Genomic DNA, 17,711 nt, shown 5'->3' on the forward strand with positions numbered 1-17,711 from the left:
TCCTATACATAGTTGTTTTATGTGTTTTTTCATCAATTCTTCATCAGCCTGTCACCTGCCTGTCACCTGACAAACTTACAGTTTCCGTATTCACAGTAATTACAGACCAGACCGGAGACTGATATGTCGAGCAAAGCCTTGATTGATAGTGCTGTATTTAATTCCACCACATCGGGCAGAAAAGGCATTGCCGACAAGCTCTTTGCACACTGGTTCAGCCGTCTTGTGTACGCACAAATCTGGGAAGATCCACAATCCGATCTGGATGCACTGCAATTGCGTCCGGGTGCAAATATTCTGACTATTTCCTCTGGTGGCTGTAATGCGTTGGCTTATTTATCCGCAGAGCCAGCTGCCGTGCACGCAGTTGATCTGAATGCAGCACATCTGGCGATGCTTGATATCAAGCAAAAAGCCATCAAACATCTGCCAGATTACGATGCCGTATTGGCATTTTTAGGCGATGCAAGTCAATCCGATAACATCAAACGTTATCAACGCCATATCCGGACACATTTATCCGAAGATGCATCGCATTTCTGGGAAAGTCGTTCACTGAGTGGTAAAGCGCGTTACCACTATTTCAGCAATCAGGCTTATCAGCATGGCTTGCTGGGGCAATTTATCGGCTTCGCCCATTTTTTTGTACGCATGATGGGTGGCGATATGAGCAAATTGCTGGAAGCCCGTAATCTGCAGGAACAAGCGCAATTATTTGAGCAACATGTCGCACCGGTATTTGAAACGCGCCTGTTCAAATTCATCGCGCGTCAGCCGCTGGCACTGTACAGCCTGGGTATTCCACCGTCTCAGTTTGAGGCATTAAAACGGGATGCCAGTCACGGTTTGCATCTGCTGTTCAAAGAAAGAATGCGTCATCTGGCCTGTGATTTTCCGCTGGAACAGAATTGTTTTGCGCAACAGGCATTCGGCCGTCGCTATAACACCCACCAGCAAACAGCATTACCCATGTATTTGCAGCAACAGCATTTTTATCGCCTGAAGCGCAACATCGATCGCCTGCATGCGCACCACACCACATTGACTGCATTTTTGCAGCAACAACCGCGCGGCTCTATGGATGCCTATTTGTTCCTGGATGCACAGGACTGGATGGATCAACAGCAAATCAGCGAACTCTGGCAAGAAGTGACCCGTACCGCTGCACCGGGAGCCAAAGTCGTTTTCCGTACAGGGGGGGAAGCATCTCCTTTGGAACATCAGCTACCAGCGAATCTCTTATCCGCGTGGACAACTGATACGGAACACAATCGCCGCCTGTACGCGACTGATCGCTCGGCAATCTATGGTGGCATGCATCTGTACATCAAACGCTGAATACCGGATTGATCAGTTTGAGTCATTTACTTCCTCCACGCCAGTTAGCGGACGCCTTATGGCTCTTAACTGCGCGCTCGCGTGGTGGTCAACACTGGGTAAGTAATACCCATTGCCAGATCGACAGCGTCACTATTGCCGGACACAATATTCCGATCAGCTTGCTGGAGCAAAGCGGATGGCAGGAAAGCTATGTCTCCAGCCCGCGTTCGACCTGGCTGCGTTATGCCCAACAGGAAGCTTTACGCCAGCTCCCTCAATCCGGCAGCTGGCTGACCACTGCCATGAAAACAGCCTTGCAACTGGCGTCATGCCCGGTATCGGCCCTGCTGAAAGGCGCCAGACTCGATCAGGCAGCGATTATCGGCAATCATTTGATCTCCACCAATCTGTATCCGGCATGGAATCATCAGGATATGCTGGAAATGACCATGCAACTGACAGGAACCTATTCAGAACGCCCGTTGATGATGCGCAATATTTGCCCAGCGGTGAATCCGGAACTGCATCAGATACTCTGCAAACTAGGCTGGCATATGATTCCTTCCAGAATGGTTTACCTGTGTGATCCACAAGAAAACGGCGTCTGGAAACACAATCACGTCAAGCAAGATGCCCGTTTGCTACGTCAGCCTGAGGTAGAAATTGTCTATCAGGATAATATCCATCCCAGTGATTTACCTGGCTTGCGCAAAGTTTTCAGACAATTATTCATAGACAAACATTCTCATCTGAACCCTGACTTCAGTCCTGCATTTTTTGAACTCTGCCTGGAAACCAGTTTTCTGGAACTGATCGGCCTGCGTTGGCAAGAACAATGGGTTGGTGTACTCGGCTTATATGCCCATCCAGACAGCGGCTGGATCACAACCCCACTGATCGGCTACGATACCAGCCTGCCGCAGGAACTGGGCTTATATCGACGTCTGATGGCCATCCTGCTACAACAAGCCAGACAACGGCATCTGCGACTCCATTACAGCTCAGGTGCGGCCAGATTCAAACGCGCACGCGGCGGCGTTGCTGCATTGGAATATACCGCAATATATACGCAGCACCTTCCCGCCATCCCTCGTAGCAGCCATCAGGCATTCAAAACTCTGCTACAAACCTGCGCTCCCACCCTGCTGACTCGTGCAGATCAATAAACAATTCCTACTTTAATAGCATCAATTTCAACCAAAAGTCGTGTGGATAAGTCTCTGCATATCCCCAACCAAAATTGGGGAAAAGTCAGTTACTTGTCCTCAGGCGTTTTTTTATCCCAAAACTATTACAGGACAGTACAAGGCTTATCAGGCGACATATACTTCTTTTAAGTCATTGTTTCTGTGAATAAAACAGGACTTATCCACAAAATATAGCGACGTTAACTACTATTACTATGTATATATAAACTAAGTTATATAAGTAAACCGCATTCCTGATTTTTCAACAAAACCGCTCTTTTTATCTTGATATCACTCTTTTCAAAGATCAAAAAACGATTAAGTCAGTTCAAAGTATTTATCGACAGCCATACTTTTCATTTTGAAAGCCTGAACGCTAAAAAATATCCATTACGAATTTATATCTGTCGACTTTTAAATAAAGACGACATATCTGCGGACAATTTTTTTTCTTGTAATGGGGTTCAGAGTCAACAACCTGAAAACCAGATGAAAAACATATTCTTTGTAGCAATATTGCTAGCCGTATCAGTGACTAAATCATTTCAATGTGGCAAAAACACACATGGAATGACGCGGCAAAGCCAATTTTTTTGAAAAATCGCTGTTTTACAGAAGTATTTTCACTAAAAAACCACACTTTTACATTTTTTTATGTGGATAACTCGGTCAATATCCACTGTACACATTGTGAGCAAGGATCTATATCGCTCTCACTAAAATATTTGTGCAGATTTTCTCCTGTGGATATACAACGTTTTTTCACCAGTTTATCAATTTCGTAAACAGTTGATTCTGTGGATGTAAACCGACTTATCCACAGAAGCTTTATCACGTTAACAATTACTACTATTTTTATATAAAGTTATTCAATTTAAAGGTATTCACAGGGCAAAAAAACCAAAAAAACAGCGCCTCCAAATTCCATTAGAATTCGTCATCGACCAAATCTTCAGGATAAAAATGAAACTCTGGCATGCGTTGTTACTGATAGGAACTTTGCTGGCAAATGGTGCAGAAGCAGCAAAACCGACAGAAGAATCATTGAAAACACTGTTTGCTGCGGCAAACTCAAAGTCTCTGATACGCAATATGGAAGGGCAACTGGATCAGATACTCAAAAATGCCCAGCAAACAGTGTCTAAAGGCCAGCCAGTCAGCAAAGAAAAGCAAGAGGTACTCGATCACTTCAGGGATAAGTTGATTGTTATCTACAAGCAGGAAATGAGCTGGGAGCATATGGAGCCCGCGCTGATTGAAATTTATAATAATTCTCTGAGCCAGGAAGATGTTGATGGCATCACTGCTTTTTATCAATCTCCAGCAGGACAGGCATATGTACAAAAAATGCCTGTAGTGATGCAGCAGACAATGAGTGTCATGCAAAAGAAGATGGAACCAATCATGGAAAAAATCATGGTCATTTCGAAAGAGCTACAGACAGAATTGCTTGAAATCGATAAAAAAACACAAAAAAATAAACCAGAGTAATACTAATTTTGTGGATAAGTTTTCATCCTCTTTTATTTTTAATCTAAATTACGTCATGTTCATTTAAATTAATTTATCTGTATTGAATAAGATTGTGGATATTGCCTGTATAAACAAAGAATAAGTAGTGAATAACTGTTTTTAATCAGCTAGCAAAATTAGCTTTGTCCGGTAATACGATTATTTTTTGCTCATATTCAACGCCAAACTATCAAAAGCAAGATAAGTACCAAAAATATTCCGCCTGTAAGCTTACTGTATAAAATCATATGTTCTTGTGAATAAGTTTTTAAAAGTCAGTATTTTTCATGATTATCACTTTATTTGGCATTAAATCTATTTAATTTGTTTGAGTAAGTTTGGGTATAACTCTGTGAAAAAAAGCTGTAAAACTAGGGTATATGCTGTGGATTATTTTTATGATGGCTTTTAGTATTCGAAAAAAAACCGCCGTATGGCGGTTTTTTATATTGAAATGACGATGGCAAGACGATCAGTTTTCTAGTGTCATTAAGCTTGCATTACCGCCAGCAGCCGTCGTGTTGATACATACAGCACGCTCAGCGACCAGACGCCATAAAGGTATTTTAGTCGCTTCATGTGTTTCAATGACAGACACAATCGCCTCATTCAGCATGGCAAAGCGCAATTGATATTCATGCAGCAGCTTTCCATCGACTAATGCAATTTGGGCCCCGCTTTCCTCTGCTTCAGCCTGGATCATCAGATTTTTTACTGAGGCAGGCAAACCTGTAGGAACCAGATTGAACGTCGTTTCTGGTAAGACCGGAATATTGCCCGTAGCCAGCGTGGCTGCCAGTTGGTTAATTAAATGATTGACGCTGCTGGCAGCACAGAAAATTCTCCCACGTGGTGCAAATGACAGTGTATTACGCTCACCAGTAGGGCCAGGCAACACTTGTGTGACTTTATATGGATTCTGATGAATATATTGTTCACCCAGATCACGCATTTTCTGGTGACCTTGCTCTTGTGCCCAGACTAAGAGTGCTTCCAGTGCTGGCGGTGATTGTCTTTCATAGACCGTATGTCCGCTCAGGCCAGATTGTGGATTGCGCTGTAGACGGCGCAAATACAAGGGACCACCTGCTTTGGGACCTGTGCCGGATTTACCTTCTCCACCAAAAGGCTGAACACCGACAACGGCACCGACAATATTACGATTGACGTAGATATTGCCGACATGCGCATGATCAATCACAAATTGTATGGTTTCATCAATACGGGAGTGAATGCCCAATGTCAGGCCAAAACCTGTTCCGTTAATCTGATCAATCAATTGTGGCAGCTCATCGCGACGGTAACGCAAAATATGCAGAACCGGTCCGAATACTTCTTTTTTCAGTTCATCCAGCGAGCGTATTTCCAGCACTGTCGGTGCCACGAAGGTTCCTTGCTGACATTGAGCAGATAATTCCAATGAATAGATGGAGCCTGCATGCAAACGCATGGCATCGATATGTGCTTGCAATTGCTGTTGTGCTTCAGCATCAATCACAGGGCCAATATCGGTTGCCAATTGATCCGGCAAACCTATGCGCAGTTCCTGCATTGCACCGTGTAACATTTCGATGGTTTTATCGGCGATGTCGTCTTGCAGGCACAATATACGCAAGGCAGAACAGCGCTGCCCGGCGCTATCAAAGGCAGATGACAATACATCATTGACGACTTGTTCAGGCAAGGCACTACTGTCAACAATCATGGCATTCTGGCCACCGGTTTCAGCGATGAGGGGAATGTCGATGCCCTCGCCCACAGCACGCTTTGCCAGCGTACGGTTGATGATCTGGGCGACTTCTGTTGAACCTGTAAAAATGACGCCTTTCACACGACGGTCGGAGACCAGTTGCGCACCCACGATTTCACCGCTGCCTGGCAGGAATTGCAGTGCACCTGTCGGAACACCCGCCTCGTGCAACAGTTGTATCGCGCGATAGGCAATCAAGGGCGTTTGTTCAGCTGGTTTAGCCAGCACCACATTACCAGAAGCCAGAGCGGCGCTGACTTCACCGAGAAAGATCGCCAACGGAAAATTCCATGGACTGATACAGACCACCGGACCCAGTGCCTGCGTATTTGGCAGACCTTCTACCTGTGCTGCGTAATAACGCAGAAAGTCAATTGCTTCGCGCACTTCTGCCACCGCGTTTGGCAAGGATTTACCCGCTTCACGAATTGCCAGCGCCATAAAATCAAGCAAATGTGCTTCTAGCAAATCACCCGCTCTTTTCAAGATGGCAGCACGTTCTGATGGCGCCGTTGTTTGCCAGTCCATCGCATATTGTTCTGCCGCATGTAATGCAGTTTGCACATCCTCGCTGGTGGCTTCAATGACGCTGCCAACCTGATCGGTATGTTTTGCCGGATTCAGAACCGGCCGCGCAGTATTTGTGTCACTCAGATGCTTTGCCGCACTGCCACCATCTGATTTTTCTGCTATAGGTCTGCTACCTAACAGCGGCATCGCCGTGATCTGATGCTGGCTATATTCCGCAAAATGTGTGGCAATTCTTTTTAATTCGAGTTCATTCGATAAATCAATCCCGGCAGAATTATGTCGCTCGCTGCCAAACAAATGGCGTGGCAATGAAATACCTGTATGGGGTTTGCCGCCGAGCTCGCGGGATATGACAATCGGGTCTGCAATCAATGAATCGATAGAAATGTTTTCGTCCACAATCTGATTGACGAATGACGAATTTGCACCATTTTCCAGTAAGCGGCGCACCAGATATGCCAACAAGGTCTGATGGGAACCGACAGGTGCATAGATACGGCAGGGCTTGTCCATTTTATCTTTTCCGACAACCTGGTCGTATAACGTTTCGCCCATGCCGTGCAGACATTGGAATTCATAATCAGTAATGCCAGCTTGTTGTGCCCAGGTATAAATTGTCGAGAGTGTCAGCGCATTATGGGTGGCAAATTGTGGATAAATGACATCGGTTGCTGCAAGTAATTTTTGTGCGCAGGTCAGGTAAGACAAGTCGGTATATACCTTGCGGGTGTATACCGGAAACTCACTCATTCCATCGACTTGCGCACGTTTAATTTCAGCATCCCAATATGCTCCCTTGACCAGTCGTATCATGAATTTGCTATCACTACGACGTGCCAGATCAATCAGATAATCAATCACAAACGGGCAACGTTTTTGATATGCCTGTACCACAAAACCTATGCCTGAAAAGCCCTTCAGATCAGGATCGAAGGCCAGTGCTTCCATCAGATCGAGTGAGAGTTCCAACCGGTCGGTTTCTTCTGCATCAATGTTCAGACCGATATTGTATTGCTTGGTCAGCAATAGTAAATTTTTCAGTAACGGTAACAATTCCTGCATTGTGCGTTCGCGCTGTGCACGTGAATAGCGTGGATGCAGAGCGGATAATTTGACGGATATTCCAGGCCCTTCTTTCACTCCACGCCCGTTTGATGCTTTGCCGATCACATGGATCGCCGTTTTGTAAGCCTGATAGTAAAACGCAGCATCTTTTGCCGTCAGTGCTGCTTCGCCTAACATGTCATACGAATAGCGATAACCACGTTTTTCATTGTCCAGACTATTCTTGATCGCTTCTTCGATGGTTTGACCAGTGACAAACTGATTTCCCAGCATACGCATTGCCAGATCCACCCCTTTGCGTATCAAAGGTTCACCGCCCTTGGCGATCAGACGCGTCAAGGCTGAACCCAGGCCCTGTTCGCTATTGGTTCCAACCAGTTTTCCAGTCACCAGTAAGCCCCATGTGGCGGCATTCACAAACAGCGATGGTGATTCGCCCAGATGCTTGCTCCAGTCACCCTTGCTGATTTTGTCTGCGATCAGGCGGTCTGCTGTCTGATAGTCAGGAATGCGCAACAGTGCCTCGGCGAGACACATCAGCGCAATTCCTTCTTCTGACGACAATGAAAATTCATGCATCAGCGCATCGACTCCGGAGGCGCGTGTTCGTTGCTGACGTACCGAACTGACCAGTTTATGCGCCAGAGTGCTGACTTGCTGTTGCTGATTGGTATGTGGATTAATCTCCGTCAGCAGCCAATTTACTGCATCAATCTCGTTTCGGCGGTAAGCTTGCGTTATTGCATTTCTTAACGTGGACGGTGCTGATAACAGTTCAGCTTGCAGAGCGGCAAACGGGATATAAGTAGAAGTCACGGTAGTCACAATCATAAAAATTGGTCAAAACGAATTAGATTTGATTGTATAGAGAGTCTTCTATGATTAATTCTGGAAATAAGAACTTATATCGGAATTTTCTATTTTGTGAGAAAATTATCCCGAATTTTATTAACCATCCATCTCATCTTTTTTGACTTCTTATGCTCGACAAAATCAGTAAAAGAATTCTGGCCGAATTACAAAATGACGGCCGTATCAGTAATGTAGAACTGGCAACGCGAGTGAACCTTTCGCCTGCAGCCTGCCTGGAACGTGTACGCAAACTGCAGGAATCAGGCTACATACTGGGATATACCGCCCAGCTTAATCCACATTTATTGGATGTGGCATTGCTGGTGTTTATCGAAGTAGTGCTGGACCGCACAACACCCGATGTATTTGATGCGTTTCGTCGTGGCGTACAGGCAATTCCTGAAGTGCTGGAATGTCACATGGTCGCTGGTGGCTTTGATTACCTCGTCAAGGCGCGCGTCAAGGATATGAATGCGTACCGGGATTTTCTTGGTAAGTCGCTGTTACAGCTGAACGGTGTGCGTGAAACGCATACTTATGCGGTTATGGAAGAAGTCAAAAATACCAGCTGCCTGCCTATCAAATAAATTCGCTCCCCGTTTATCAGCATCTTGTTGAAGCGGATGATATACGCAGCGAGAAGTGGTGGTAAGCAGTGACAGAAGACAAACATCGGCGATATCTGCGTCATGTATGAATCGCTGATATTTGAGTTGCATCTGTTAAATCGTATGGCATTACGGTGTTGGCTGATCGAGATGAACAGTATCTGCATTATGCAGAGATTATTGGGATAGTCCGATGAATACGCGTCTGGAACGTCTTGAAGCAGTGCAGCAAATTGTCCTGGATATCAACAAGATATCTGCTTCTGGCAGTGATCTTGTTGAATTTATTACTATCGTGCATCAGAAAATTGGTCGTGTAATGTACGCGGCCAATTTTTTTGTCGCGTTATTTGATGCCAGTAAAAACACGATCCGTTTTGTCTACGACGTCGATGAGCGCGATCCTCCACTTGACCCTGAACAAGAATTTCCTTTAGCGTCGCCCAATGAATCACCTACTTCCTGGGTGATTTTTCATCGTCAGCCTTTGATTATGACTGCTGAAGAAGATGCTACCCATTTACATGGCGATAAAGTCTGGGGCACTGGCACCCGGGCCGAGCACTGGATGGGTTACCCTTTATTTGATCACCAGCGAGACGTGATCGGTGTGATGGTGGTGCAAAGTTATGACAAGAAGCATTTGTTTACGCAGGGTGACCAAAAATTGTTTGGTCTGATTGCTGCACATGTGTCATCCGCATTGCACAGCGCAATCAGTGTAGATCGTCTGGAACAGGCTGTACGTGAGCGAACATTTATGCTGGAACATGAGGTGGAAGAACGAAAAAAAGCCGAGACCTTACAGCGCGTGTTACTACAGATTGCCGAGCTATTTATTACGGTTGCACCGAACGATAAAAAATTTGAGCAATTGCAAGGCATCATCAGCCAACTGGTACAAGTGCGTAATTTTTTGGTGGCATTATTTCATCCGGAATCACAGGAATTCAGCATTGAATATATTGTTGATGAAAAAGATCTGAATGCTTTTTCCGGAATGCGATTTCCTATGGGCGCTGGCATCAGTTCTTATGTCATGCAACAAAAGCAGGCTTTGCTGATTAACCGTAACGAATTATTGCAGTTGATTGATACTGGAAAAATCAAAGTACTGGGAAATCTGGATACCTACAGCTGGGTTGGCGCTCCGCTGATGGTCGATAGCACCGTGTATGGGGTCATCGTCATACAAAGTTATGACACGTCGTTAACTTACACCGAAGCCGACAGAAACCTGTTGGCCTTCGTGGCAAATCATGTCGCTTCTGCATTTGCCCGGATGAAGGTTGATGAAGAAATCCGTATTGCCAAAGCCGCACTGGAACAGCAAAACATGATGCTCTCCCATACGCTGGATGCCTTAAAAAAGGCGCAGGCAGAATTGGTCAACCAGGAAAAACTTGCTTCACTTGGACGTCTGGTGGCAGGTATTGCACATGAGATTAATACACCACTTGGTATTTGTGTGACGGCGACCAGCCATATGGTGGAAGAGCTGTCACTGATGCGTAAGGAATTTGCACAGGGAAAATTGAACGAACAGGGTTTGCTGGAATTTTTTGATATTTTTCAGCAATCGCTACGCATCATGACGACCAATGCACAACGTGGTGCGGCCCTGGTCAGAAGTTTTAAACAGGTGGCGGTGGATCAATCTTCTGAAGACATCCGTCAATTTGATTTACGTATTTATCTGGATGAAGTGCTGCTGTCGCTGCAACCAAAGTTAAAGGGAAAAAACTACACCGTTACACTGAATTGCCCTGTTGGAATTGATATGAAAACTTATCCCGGAGCTATTTCGCAGATATTAACCAATATGCTGACGAATTCACTGATACATGGTTTTGAAGGTCGTGAAAAAGGGCAGATATTCATTACAGCACATCAGGAAAATGATGTGGTCGAGATGACTTATGCAGATGATGGCATCGGTGTAGATGCGGAAGCGATGGAAAAATTATTCGAACCATTTTTCACAACCAAACGCGGTCAGGGCGGAAGTGGTCTTGGCACACATATTTCTTATAATCTGGTGACAGGTGCATTAGCAGGTCAACTCAAAGTCAGCAGTCCACCTGGCTGCGGGCTGACATATCAGATGCGTTTTCCTCGCGTCCGAAAATAATAAAATCCTGATTCTGCCATCCGAACATCAGGATTTTTTCTGTTGATATTTTATGTATTCATTCAGCATTTATTTGTGACCATATCGTATGGTCACATCGCCACATCGCGTGACTACATCACATCGTCAAAACGGATAATGACCCGCTCAGTCAGGATAATGTTTGTTGATTGCCAATGCCTGATCAACATGTTTAACCAGAATATCGACATACAAAGGATCCAGATGGGAGCCTGATACTTCCTGCATATGTTTGAGTACGTCGTCGATGGGCCACGCCGGCTTATAGCAGCGTTTTTGGATCAATGCATCGAATACATCTGCTGCAGCTACAATGCGCGCAAACGGATGAATTTCTTCACCTCTTAATCCTTGCGGATAACCACTGCCATCAAATTTTTCATGATGTTGATGCGCGATGATGGCTGCGGCACGCAGAATCGGACGATGTGAACCATCCAGTATCGACAGGCCTACATCAGGATGCTGTTTCATGATTTCCCATTCGCTCAGATCGAGTTTTCCAGGTTTCAGCAGAACAGCATCAGGCGTCGCAATTTTGCCGATATCATGCATAGGCGCAGCCTGTTTGAGGATGGCTGCTTCGGCTTTATCCATACCGGATTCAATCGCAATCAGATAGCAGACTTCAGACATGCGCCGGACATGGTTGCCAGCTTCATGCGAGCGAGATTCAACAACATCACCAAGACGCATAATCAACTCGCTCTGTGTATCGGTGATTTCCTGATTCAATAAAATATTGTCGAACGCAATTGCGACACCAGACGAAAAAATCTCCAGTAATTTGGTATCAACTTCCGATACGTCGTGAACACCTTGTAGCACCAGCAAAGAGGTCTTGCCGCTGTCGTTGGGAAAATAACCAACATAGGTATCACCATACAATCTTGAAATACGATTGATGCAAGTTTCGTCAAGTTGTTCTATCAGTGTGGCGTTAAAAATCTGATCTTCGTGATCAAGATCACCAATCTGAGCCAGTACTTCATATTTGTCTTCGCCCGTAATACCCGATGTACCACGTAACCTTACCAGCATGCTGTTTTCCATTTGCAGCAGCGCCACGACCTGTTGCAGCAAGCCGTGGGCAAAATCATACAAATTGCGCTGTTTGAAAATATGCGTGGAGGCTTCAATGACGCGCTCCAGACCTTCCCGGTAGGTAGATTGAAAACGGCGAGCATCTTCGACCGTCATAATGTCGCGATAACCACGTAATGCGGCGAACGTCGTAGTGAAGAGTTTTTTGCGGTCTAATTCAGTTTTTTCTTTATAGTCATTGATGTCGTACTCAACGATGACACTTTCTTCCGGTGCTTGTCCCGGTTGTCCGGTACGTAGCACAACACGCGTGAAATGATTGCCCAGTTCCTGTCGCATCCAGCGCGCAACTTCCAAACCTGCGTCTTCTGTTTCCATGACGACGTCTAAAAATACTAAGGCAATATCTGGCTCGCGCAAAAGAATTTCTTTCGCTTCTTTTCCACTGTACGCATCCAGAAATGCCAAAGGACGGCCATCAAGTTTAAAGCGGTTTAAGGTCAGTTTTGTTACATCATGAATATCAGGTTCATCATCGACCAGTAATACTTTCCACGGTGGCTGTCGGGGAGAATCCGGTTGCAGAAACGACATGATGTTTTTCCGATCTGTTGAAAGATGTAACGCCAATGGCATAGCAGGCTATCTTGATTCTAGTCTTGAGCCCATATTTTCTACAAAGTAATTCGTTCAATTGGCAGGGTTTTTAACTTGTTTTAACGATTGCTTTCACTTCTGTACGGTATGTTATTCAGGTTACAGATAAAAATACTGGTACCGATTGCATTGCAGAACGATAGTCGATACGGATTATGTTGGTGAAAAGTTATGTTGATACAAAAAAACAATATTCCTGCATGGAATGCGGCATGGTTAGCGACGACGGCTATGGCGCTGGTCTTGATTCTGATATCGATGTTGCCAGCAAAAGCAGTGACATTAACTGGAGACGATAGTCCTTGCGGCTCTTTGAAACTGGCATTTTATGAACACGGTGCTTTGTACTATCAGCAGCAGGATGGCAGCTATACCGGTATCGACAAAGATATCGTAACCGAACTTGAAAAAAGGACTACCTGTCGCTTTGATACGGTTCTGGAGTCACGTGCAAGAATTTGGTCACAGATGGAAAAGGGGCTGATTGATATCACGATGTCAGGTATTCCTAACCCTGAGCGAGAAAAATATGCCATGTTTTTTCCTTATTTATCGTCACATAATTATGTTTTGATACAAAAACATCTGACGTTGCCTTCTTCCACGCCCGATAGTTTTCTGGCGGAGACGCAGCTGAAAATCGCAGTAGTTAAATCCTTCCAGCATGGTTATAAAATTGATGACTGGCTCGATAAAATGCGCTTGCAAAAGCGGGTAATTGAAGTTGCTGATGTGAGTACTCTGTTCCGGATTTTTAAGGCTGGCAGAGTGGATGCCATTATTGCGTTACCTACTACCTGGGCGCAACATCAGGCACAGAAGGAATTTCTTTATAATGCAAGGGTTCAGGACTGGTTTCCGGTAGAGACCGGAACAGGTGGTATGGTTATTTCCAAATTCCGTGTCAGCAGCCAACTCGCGATGCGTATAGAACAGGTACTGCGGGAGATGCATGAAGATGGCAGCATGGAAGCAATTTTCAAACGCCATGTCAATGCAGACATTGCCCGTCTCTTATTGATCGACAAGTACCGGCGGCGTCAGTGAGAATGAATATAAATGGGCATGTGTTTCCGAGGTCGGCATACCTGATAGTTGCAACAGTAATTTTTCATGAAAGTCAGAGATGGATCAGCAATTTGAAGATGGTTTGGCAGTGCGTACAAAAGTGATGGGTGATGCTTTTGTTGAAAAGGCTTTCAGCAATCTTGATGCCTTTAATACGCCCTTGCAAGAATTTATTACTCGCAATGCCTGGGGTACAGTGTGGTGTCGTGATGGATTGGATTTAAAAACAAAAAGTCTGATCACCATCTCCATGCTGACGGCGCTGGGTCGTTCGCATGAAATCAAAGGGCATGTCCGTGGCGCGGTAAATAATGGCGCGACGATGAAAGAGATACAAGAGGTGTTATTGCATTCCAGTGTCTATTGCGGCATGCCGCTGGCCATCGATGCTTTCCGATCGGCACATGAAGTATTGAGCGACATGGGAAAAATCGATCCTCTCTGATCCGCAATCTGCTTGTATGGTCCATTACATTGGTCAGAAAGTCAGTTCATGAGCGACAACAAAAAACATTCATCCATCAATACGAGCGGAAATGTTGAGCCATTTCTGATTGAGGACGTGGAATGGCAAACATTTTCTCATGGTGAGCGTTTTGCCAGTCGTTATCGGCAATTGGGTGAATTTGGTGGTTGTTCGCATGTTGGTGTTTGCATGGAAGAACTCTCACCGGGCAAGCAGGCATGCCCGCATCATTACCATCACCTCGAAGAAGAGCAATTGATGATACTTGACGGTGCTTTGACCTTACGTTTAGGTGACAAGACTTATCTGATGCAGGCAGGTAGCTATGTTGTTTTTCCTGCGGGACAAAAAGCCGGACACAGTCTGTTCAATCATACAGATGCCGTCTGTCGGTATTTGTTGATTGGTGAGCGTAATCCGCATGATGTGATTGTGTACCCTGATTCCAATCGCATCAGCGTCCGCCTTGCCGGAGAAGGCTACAACAAGGCGGCTACGATGGACTACTGGGAGAGTGAAGATGCCTGAGAGGCGGATGAAGCCTCAGTGTGTGATCAGATATTGATCAGGCGATCAGATCTTTTACGGACTGAGATTGTTGCGCCAGCAGTGCTTCTAATGCGGGCATCAACGGCCCCAGTCTTTCTTCCAGCACGGTCTGCACGGTATCGACGATGACTTGTGTGCTGCGTTCGATTTCGATATTCAGGCTGGCTCCGGCTTTTTTGTCTGCAAAAACCGTCATACGCAATGTTTCGGGAATCAGCCAGACTTCAAACCAGGATTCTTGTTTATTGACTTCGGCAATCGTCAGACTCGCACCATTGATAGCGATATAGCCTTTTGCAAAGATATATTTCAGCCATTCTGGCGGTACCGCAATCCGGATCACGTAATTATTTTCCAGCTCGCGTATCTGGGCCACTTGCGCCGTAAAATCAATATGACCGGATAAAGGATGTCCACCGATTTCGGCACCATCCCTAGCGGCTCTTTCTACATTCACCCGATGATTAAGCTGGTAGCTTCCTAATGTAGTGATATTCAGACTTTGTTGCATGACATCAAACTCTGCAGCATGGTCGCCATGTAATGCTGTGACGGTCAGGCAGACGCCATCTACAGCGACACTGGCGCCGATTTCAAGGCCAGTGGTGAAGTGGGGTGGAAATGCCAGTGTCAATGTGCGCAGACCCGTTTTGTCTGTCATGTCGGCGATGCTGGCGACACCTTGTACGATACCAGTGAACATAAATGAGATAAAAAAAGAGGTGGATGAATGCAGTCAGCCGTGATTGTAAGCGATCGCGTCGTTTGCTGAGTCAGCAAGCATCTCAGCAGCCATCATTAAGGGAATATCGACGGTAAAGGTGCAGCCTTGTCCGATTTCACTATCGCAATGGATACGTCCACCGAAGACCTCACTGAGCTTTTTTACAATGAACAGACCAAGACCGCTGGAGTGCTCACCGGCGGTTGGTATTGGCGATAAGCGGGTAAATTTTTCAAACAGATGTGCCTGATCCTGTTTTGACAAGCCCGGTCCTTCATCACGCACCTGTAAGCGTCCCATATCTTGATACGTGCTGATGCTGAGCCAGATCGATTTACCCAGCGGAGAGTATTTAATCGCATTGGAAATAAGATTATCAAAAAGCTGTGCTACCGCATCAGGATCGGCTTTGACAACCACGGGGTCGGTTGCTGTTGACAGTACCAGCTTTAATTCTTTTGCCAATAACATATCGCCGTATTGTTGACTGACATCAGCCAGAACCTGATGCAGATCCACGGCTTCGTGCTTCAGGTGCAAATGCCCGGTTTCAAGGGCATTCACATCAAGCAGATTGGTGATGATGTGCATCATTCGTTGCCCGCTGTGGCTGATACGCTCCAGATATTGATGACGCTGCACTTCTGGTAGTTGTTTATCCAGTTTATGCAGCAGATCACTCATTCCGATGATGCTGGTCAAGGGATTTTTCAGATCATGCGCAGCAATTCCCAGAAATTCGTTTTTTTCCTTGTCCAGTTTTTGCAGGCGCGTGACTGCATCGGCAAGCTCGGAAGTCCTTTGTTTGACTATTGCATCAAGCTCCTGTTCCGAGCGCTGGGACATCGCCAGCAATTGTGCCTGTGCCTGGGCTCTTTCTCTTTTGAGTAAATTGATGCGGTCTGCTTGCGCCAGTGCCAGCAGGATGACTTCCAGTGCCGAGCCTACCTGAAAGCCATAATCGGTCAGGCGACTGGGTTCGACCAGGCCAAGATTGCGCATGGTCAGCATCAATACACCGATCATCCATGCTGTGGACGCGATGAACACAATATAGCCAGTCCTGTTACCGCGCCAGCCACAAATCAGACTGACAGGAAATATCAGGATAATTTGTACAAAACCGAGAGACTGGACGTAGGGTGCAATCAAATGGTTGTATCCCATCAAGGCGATGATCGATGCTGCAGCGGAGAGTAGCTGCATGAAACGGAATATCCGGTACATCTTCGGCATACCGGTTTTCAGCCGTAAAAAACTAGTCATGAATAACGAGGTACACAGCATGACGACAGGTGATATCAGGCCAGGCATGATATCGACCAGCCAAGGCCAGTCGGGGGCGATGTACATACCAATATGTCCATTGACAGACATACCGGCGATCAGTGTCGTCACCGACAGCAACAGATAAAACAGCAGCGACATATCGCGGTAGGAAGTCGCCAGCATCAGGTTGTATACGATCATTGCCAGCATAATGCCGTAATAGATGCCCATCATATTCGAGGTCAGATTCGATTCTTCAGCAAAACCGATCGGAGACCATAACGTGGCACGTAAAAAGACAGAACTGGTACTTTGTATGCGCAGATAAACAACGTGCTCATCCGTATCCGGTATATCAATCAAAAAAGTCGGAAAACGATGTTGAATTTCGAGTGCTGAAAAAGGGATACGATCACCAGCCTTATGCCGTTCGGTCGTGCCGTCTTTTTTGGGGATATAGAGCTGTATATCATCGAGCATCACCGGCGTCAGTTCGATCAGCCATTGTTGTGGCGCCGAGAGGTTTTCTCTTTGTAATTTCAAGCGTAGCCAGAAAGCAGACTTGCTGTAAGACGCGCTCAGGTTGCCGGATAAAGGCTGGAATTGGCTGGAAAAATCAGGTGCTGCAACATCGTTGATCGTCAGTTGTGCTTGTTTATCCTCAAACAGTTCAAACTTGGAATGCAGAGCGAGCTTGCCGGTTTTGTCGCTTAACTTTACCGCAGCAGAGACTAATTGCTGGCTTAACAGCAGACACAATGCCAGCAGCAGCGAAATTCTGAGATAAGTTGACTGGCGCAAAAACATCTTCAGTGGCAATCCATTTTGTGGCAAGTTCGATCGATCTGTAACAGACTGTGGTCGTGAACGTTTCATTAATGCAGTGTCAGACTATCAAGTTCCGGATGATGCAGCAAGAGTAGCCATCATCTGAGCGCCTGTCTTATCCACAGGAAA

Annotated in this window: 12 protein-coding genes; 8 read left to right on the forward strand and 4 right to left on the reverse strand. The window is 45.8% G+C overall.

Annotated features, from left to right (window positions below; genetic code table 11):
* Positions 1-123 precede the first annotated feature (123 nt).
* The 3 genes from ACO0LB_RS02705 (at position 124) to ACO0LB_RS02715 (ending at position 3,998) form a co-directional block, all read left to right on the forward strand.
* Positions 124-1,338, forward strand: a complete 1,215-nt coding sequence (locus tag ACO0LB_RS02705) for a DUF3419 family protein (RefSeq protein WP_423046241.1) — start codon at positions 124-126, stop codon at positions 1,336-1,338.
* Between the two features lie 17 nt (positions 1,339-1,355).
* Complete coding sequence (locus ACO0LB_RS02710; protein ID WP_423046243.1) at positions 1,356-2,486, forward strand: hypothetical protein; 1,131 nt, start codon at positions 1,356-1,358, stop codon at positions 2,484-2,486.
* A 984-nt stretch (positions 2,487-3,470) separates the two neighbouring features.
* Positions 3,471-3,998, forward strand: coding sequence for a DUF2059 domain-containing protein (locus tag ACO0LB_RS02715; protein WP_423046245.1), 528 nt, complete (start codon positions 3,471-3,473; stop codon positions 3,996-3,998).
* Positions 3,999-4,491: 493 nt separating this feature from the next.
* Here the strand turns inward: ACO0LB_RS02715 and putA are convergent, their stop codons facing one another.
* Positions 4,492-8,196 carry a trifunctional transcriptional regulator/proline dehydrogenase/L-glutamate gamma-semialdehyde dehydrogenase gene (gene putA / locus ACO0LB_RS02720; RefSeq protein WP_423046247.1) on the reverse strand — a complete coding sequence of 1,235 codons (3,705 nt, stop codon included), beginning with the start codon at positions 8,194-8,196 and terminating at the stop codon, positions 4,492-4,494.
* A 149-nt stretch (positions 8,197-8,345) separates the two neighbouring features.
* Between putA and ACO0LB_RS02725 the strand changes: the two genes are divergently transcribed.
* The gene (locus tag ACO0LB_RS02725; protein WP_110254407.1) at positions 8,346-8,804 is read left to right on the forward strand and encodes an Lrp/AsnC ligand binding domain-containing protein; all 459 of its coding nucleotides are present in this window, start codon (positions 8,346-8,348) and stop codon (positions 8,802-8,804) included.
* 214 nt (positions 8,805-9,018) lie between these two features.
* Positions 9,019-10,956, forward strand: coding sequence for a GAF domain-containing sensor histidine kinase (locus tag ACO0LB_RS02730; RefSeq protein WP_423046249.1), 1,938 nt, complete (start codon positions 9,019-9,021; stop codon positions 10,954-10,956).
* A gap of 147 nt (positions 10,957-11,103) precedes the next feature.
* Here the strand turns inward: ACO0LB_RS02730 and ACO0LB_RS02735 are convergent, their stop codons facing one another.
* Complete coding sequence (locus ACO0LB_RS02735; protein ID WP_423046251.1) at positions 11,104-12,615, reverse strand: DUF3369 domain-containing protein; 1,512 nt, start codon at positions 12,613-12,615, stop codon at positions 11,104-11,106.
* 234 nt (positions 12,616-12,849) lie between these two features.
* On the opposite strand from ACO0LB_RS02735, the gene ACO0LB_RS02740 reads away from it, so the two are divergent.
* From ACO0LB_RS02740 to ACO0LB_RS02750, 3 genes are all read left to right on the forward strand, one after another.
* On the forward strand, positions 12,850-13,725 hold the full coding sequence (locus ACO0LB_RS02740) for a substrate-binding periplasmic protein (protein WP_423046253.1): 876 nt from the start codon (positions 12,850-12,852) through the stop codon (positions 13,723-13,725).
* Between the two features lie 79 nt (positions 13,726-13,804).
* On the forward strand, positions 13,805-14,191 hold the full coding sequence (locus tag ACO0LB_RS02745; protein WP_423046255.1) for a carboxymuconolactone decarboxylase family protein: 387 nt from the start codon (positions 13,805-13,807) through the stop codon (positions 14,189-14,191).
* 48 nt (positions 14,192-14,239) lie between these two features.
* Entirely contained in the window at positions 14,240-14,740 is a 501-nt protein-coding gene (locus tag ACO0LB_RS02750; RefSeq protein ID WP_423046257.1) for a cupin domain-containing protein, read from the forward strand.
* Between the two features lie 37 nt (positions 14,741-14,777).
* Here ACO0LB_RS02750 and ACO0LB_RS02755 read toward each other — a convergent pair whose 3' ends face one another.
* Positions 14,778-15,464 carry a riboflavin synthase subunit alpha gene (locus ACO0LB_RS02755; protein ID WP_423046259.1) on the reverse strand — a complete coding sequence of 229 codons (687 nt, stop codon included), beginning with the start codon at positions 15,462-15,464 and terminating at the stop codon, positions 14,778-14,780.
* A gap of 33 nt (positions 15,465-15,497) precedes the next feature.
* Positions 15,498-17,630 (reverse strand): sensor histidine kinase, encoded by a 2,133-nt coding sequence (locus ACO0LB_RS02760; protein ID WP_423046261.1) that lies wholly within the window; start codon positions 17,628-17,630, stop codon positions 15,498-15,500.
* Between the last annotated feature and the right edge of the window lie 81 nt (positions 17,631-17,711).

The organism is Undibacterium sp. SXout7W (assembly GCF_049339385.1).
In the GTDB taxonomy this organism is placed as follows: domain Bacteria; phylum Pseudomonadota; class Gammaproteobacteria; order Burkholderiales; family Burkholderiaceae_D; genus Undibacterium.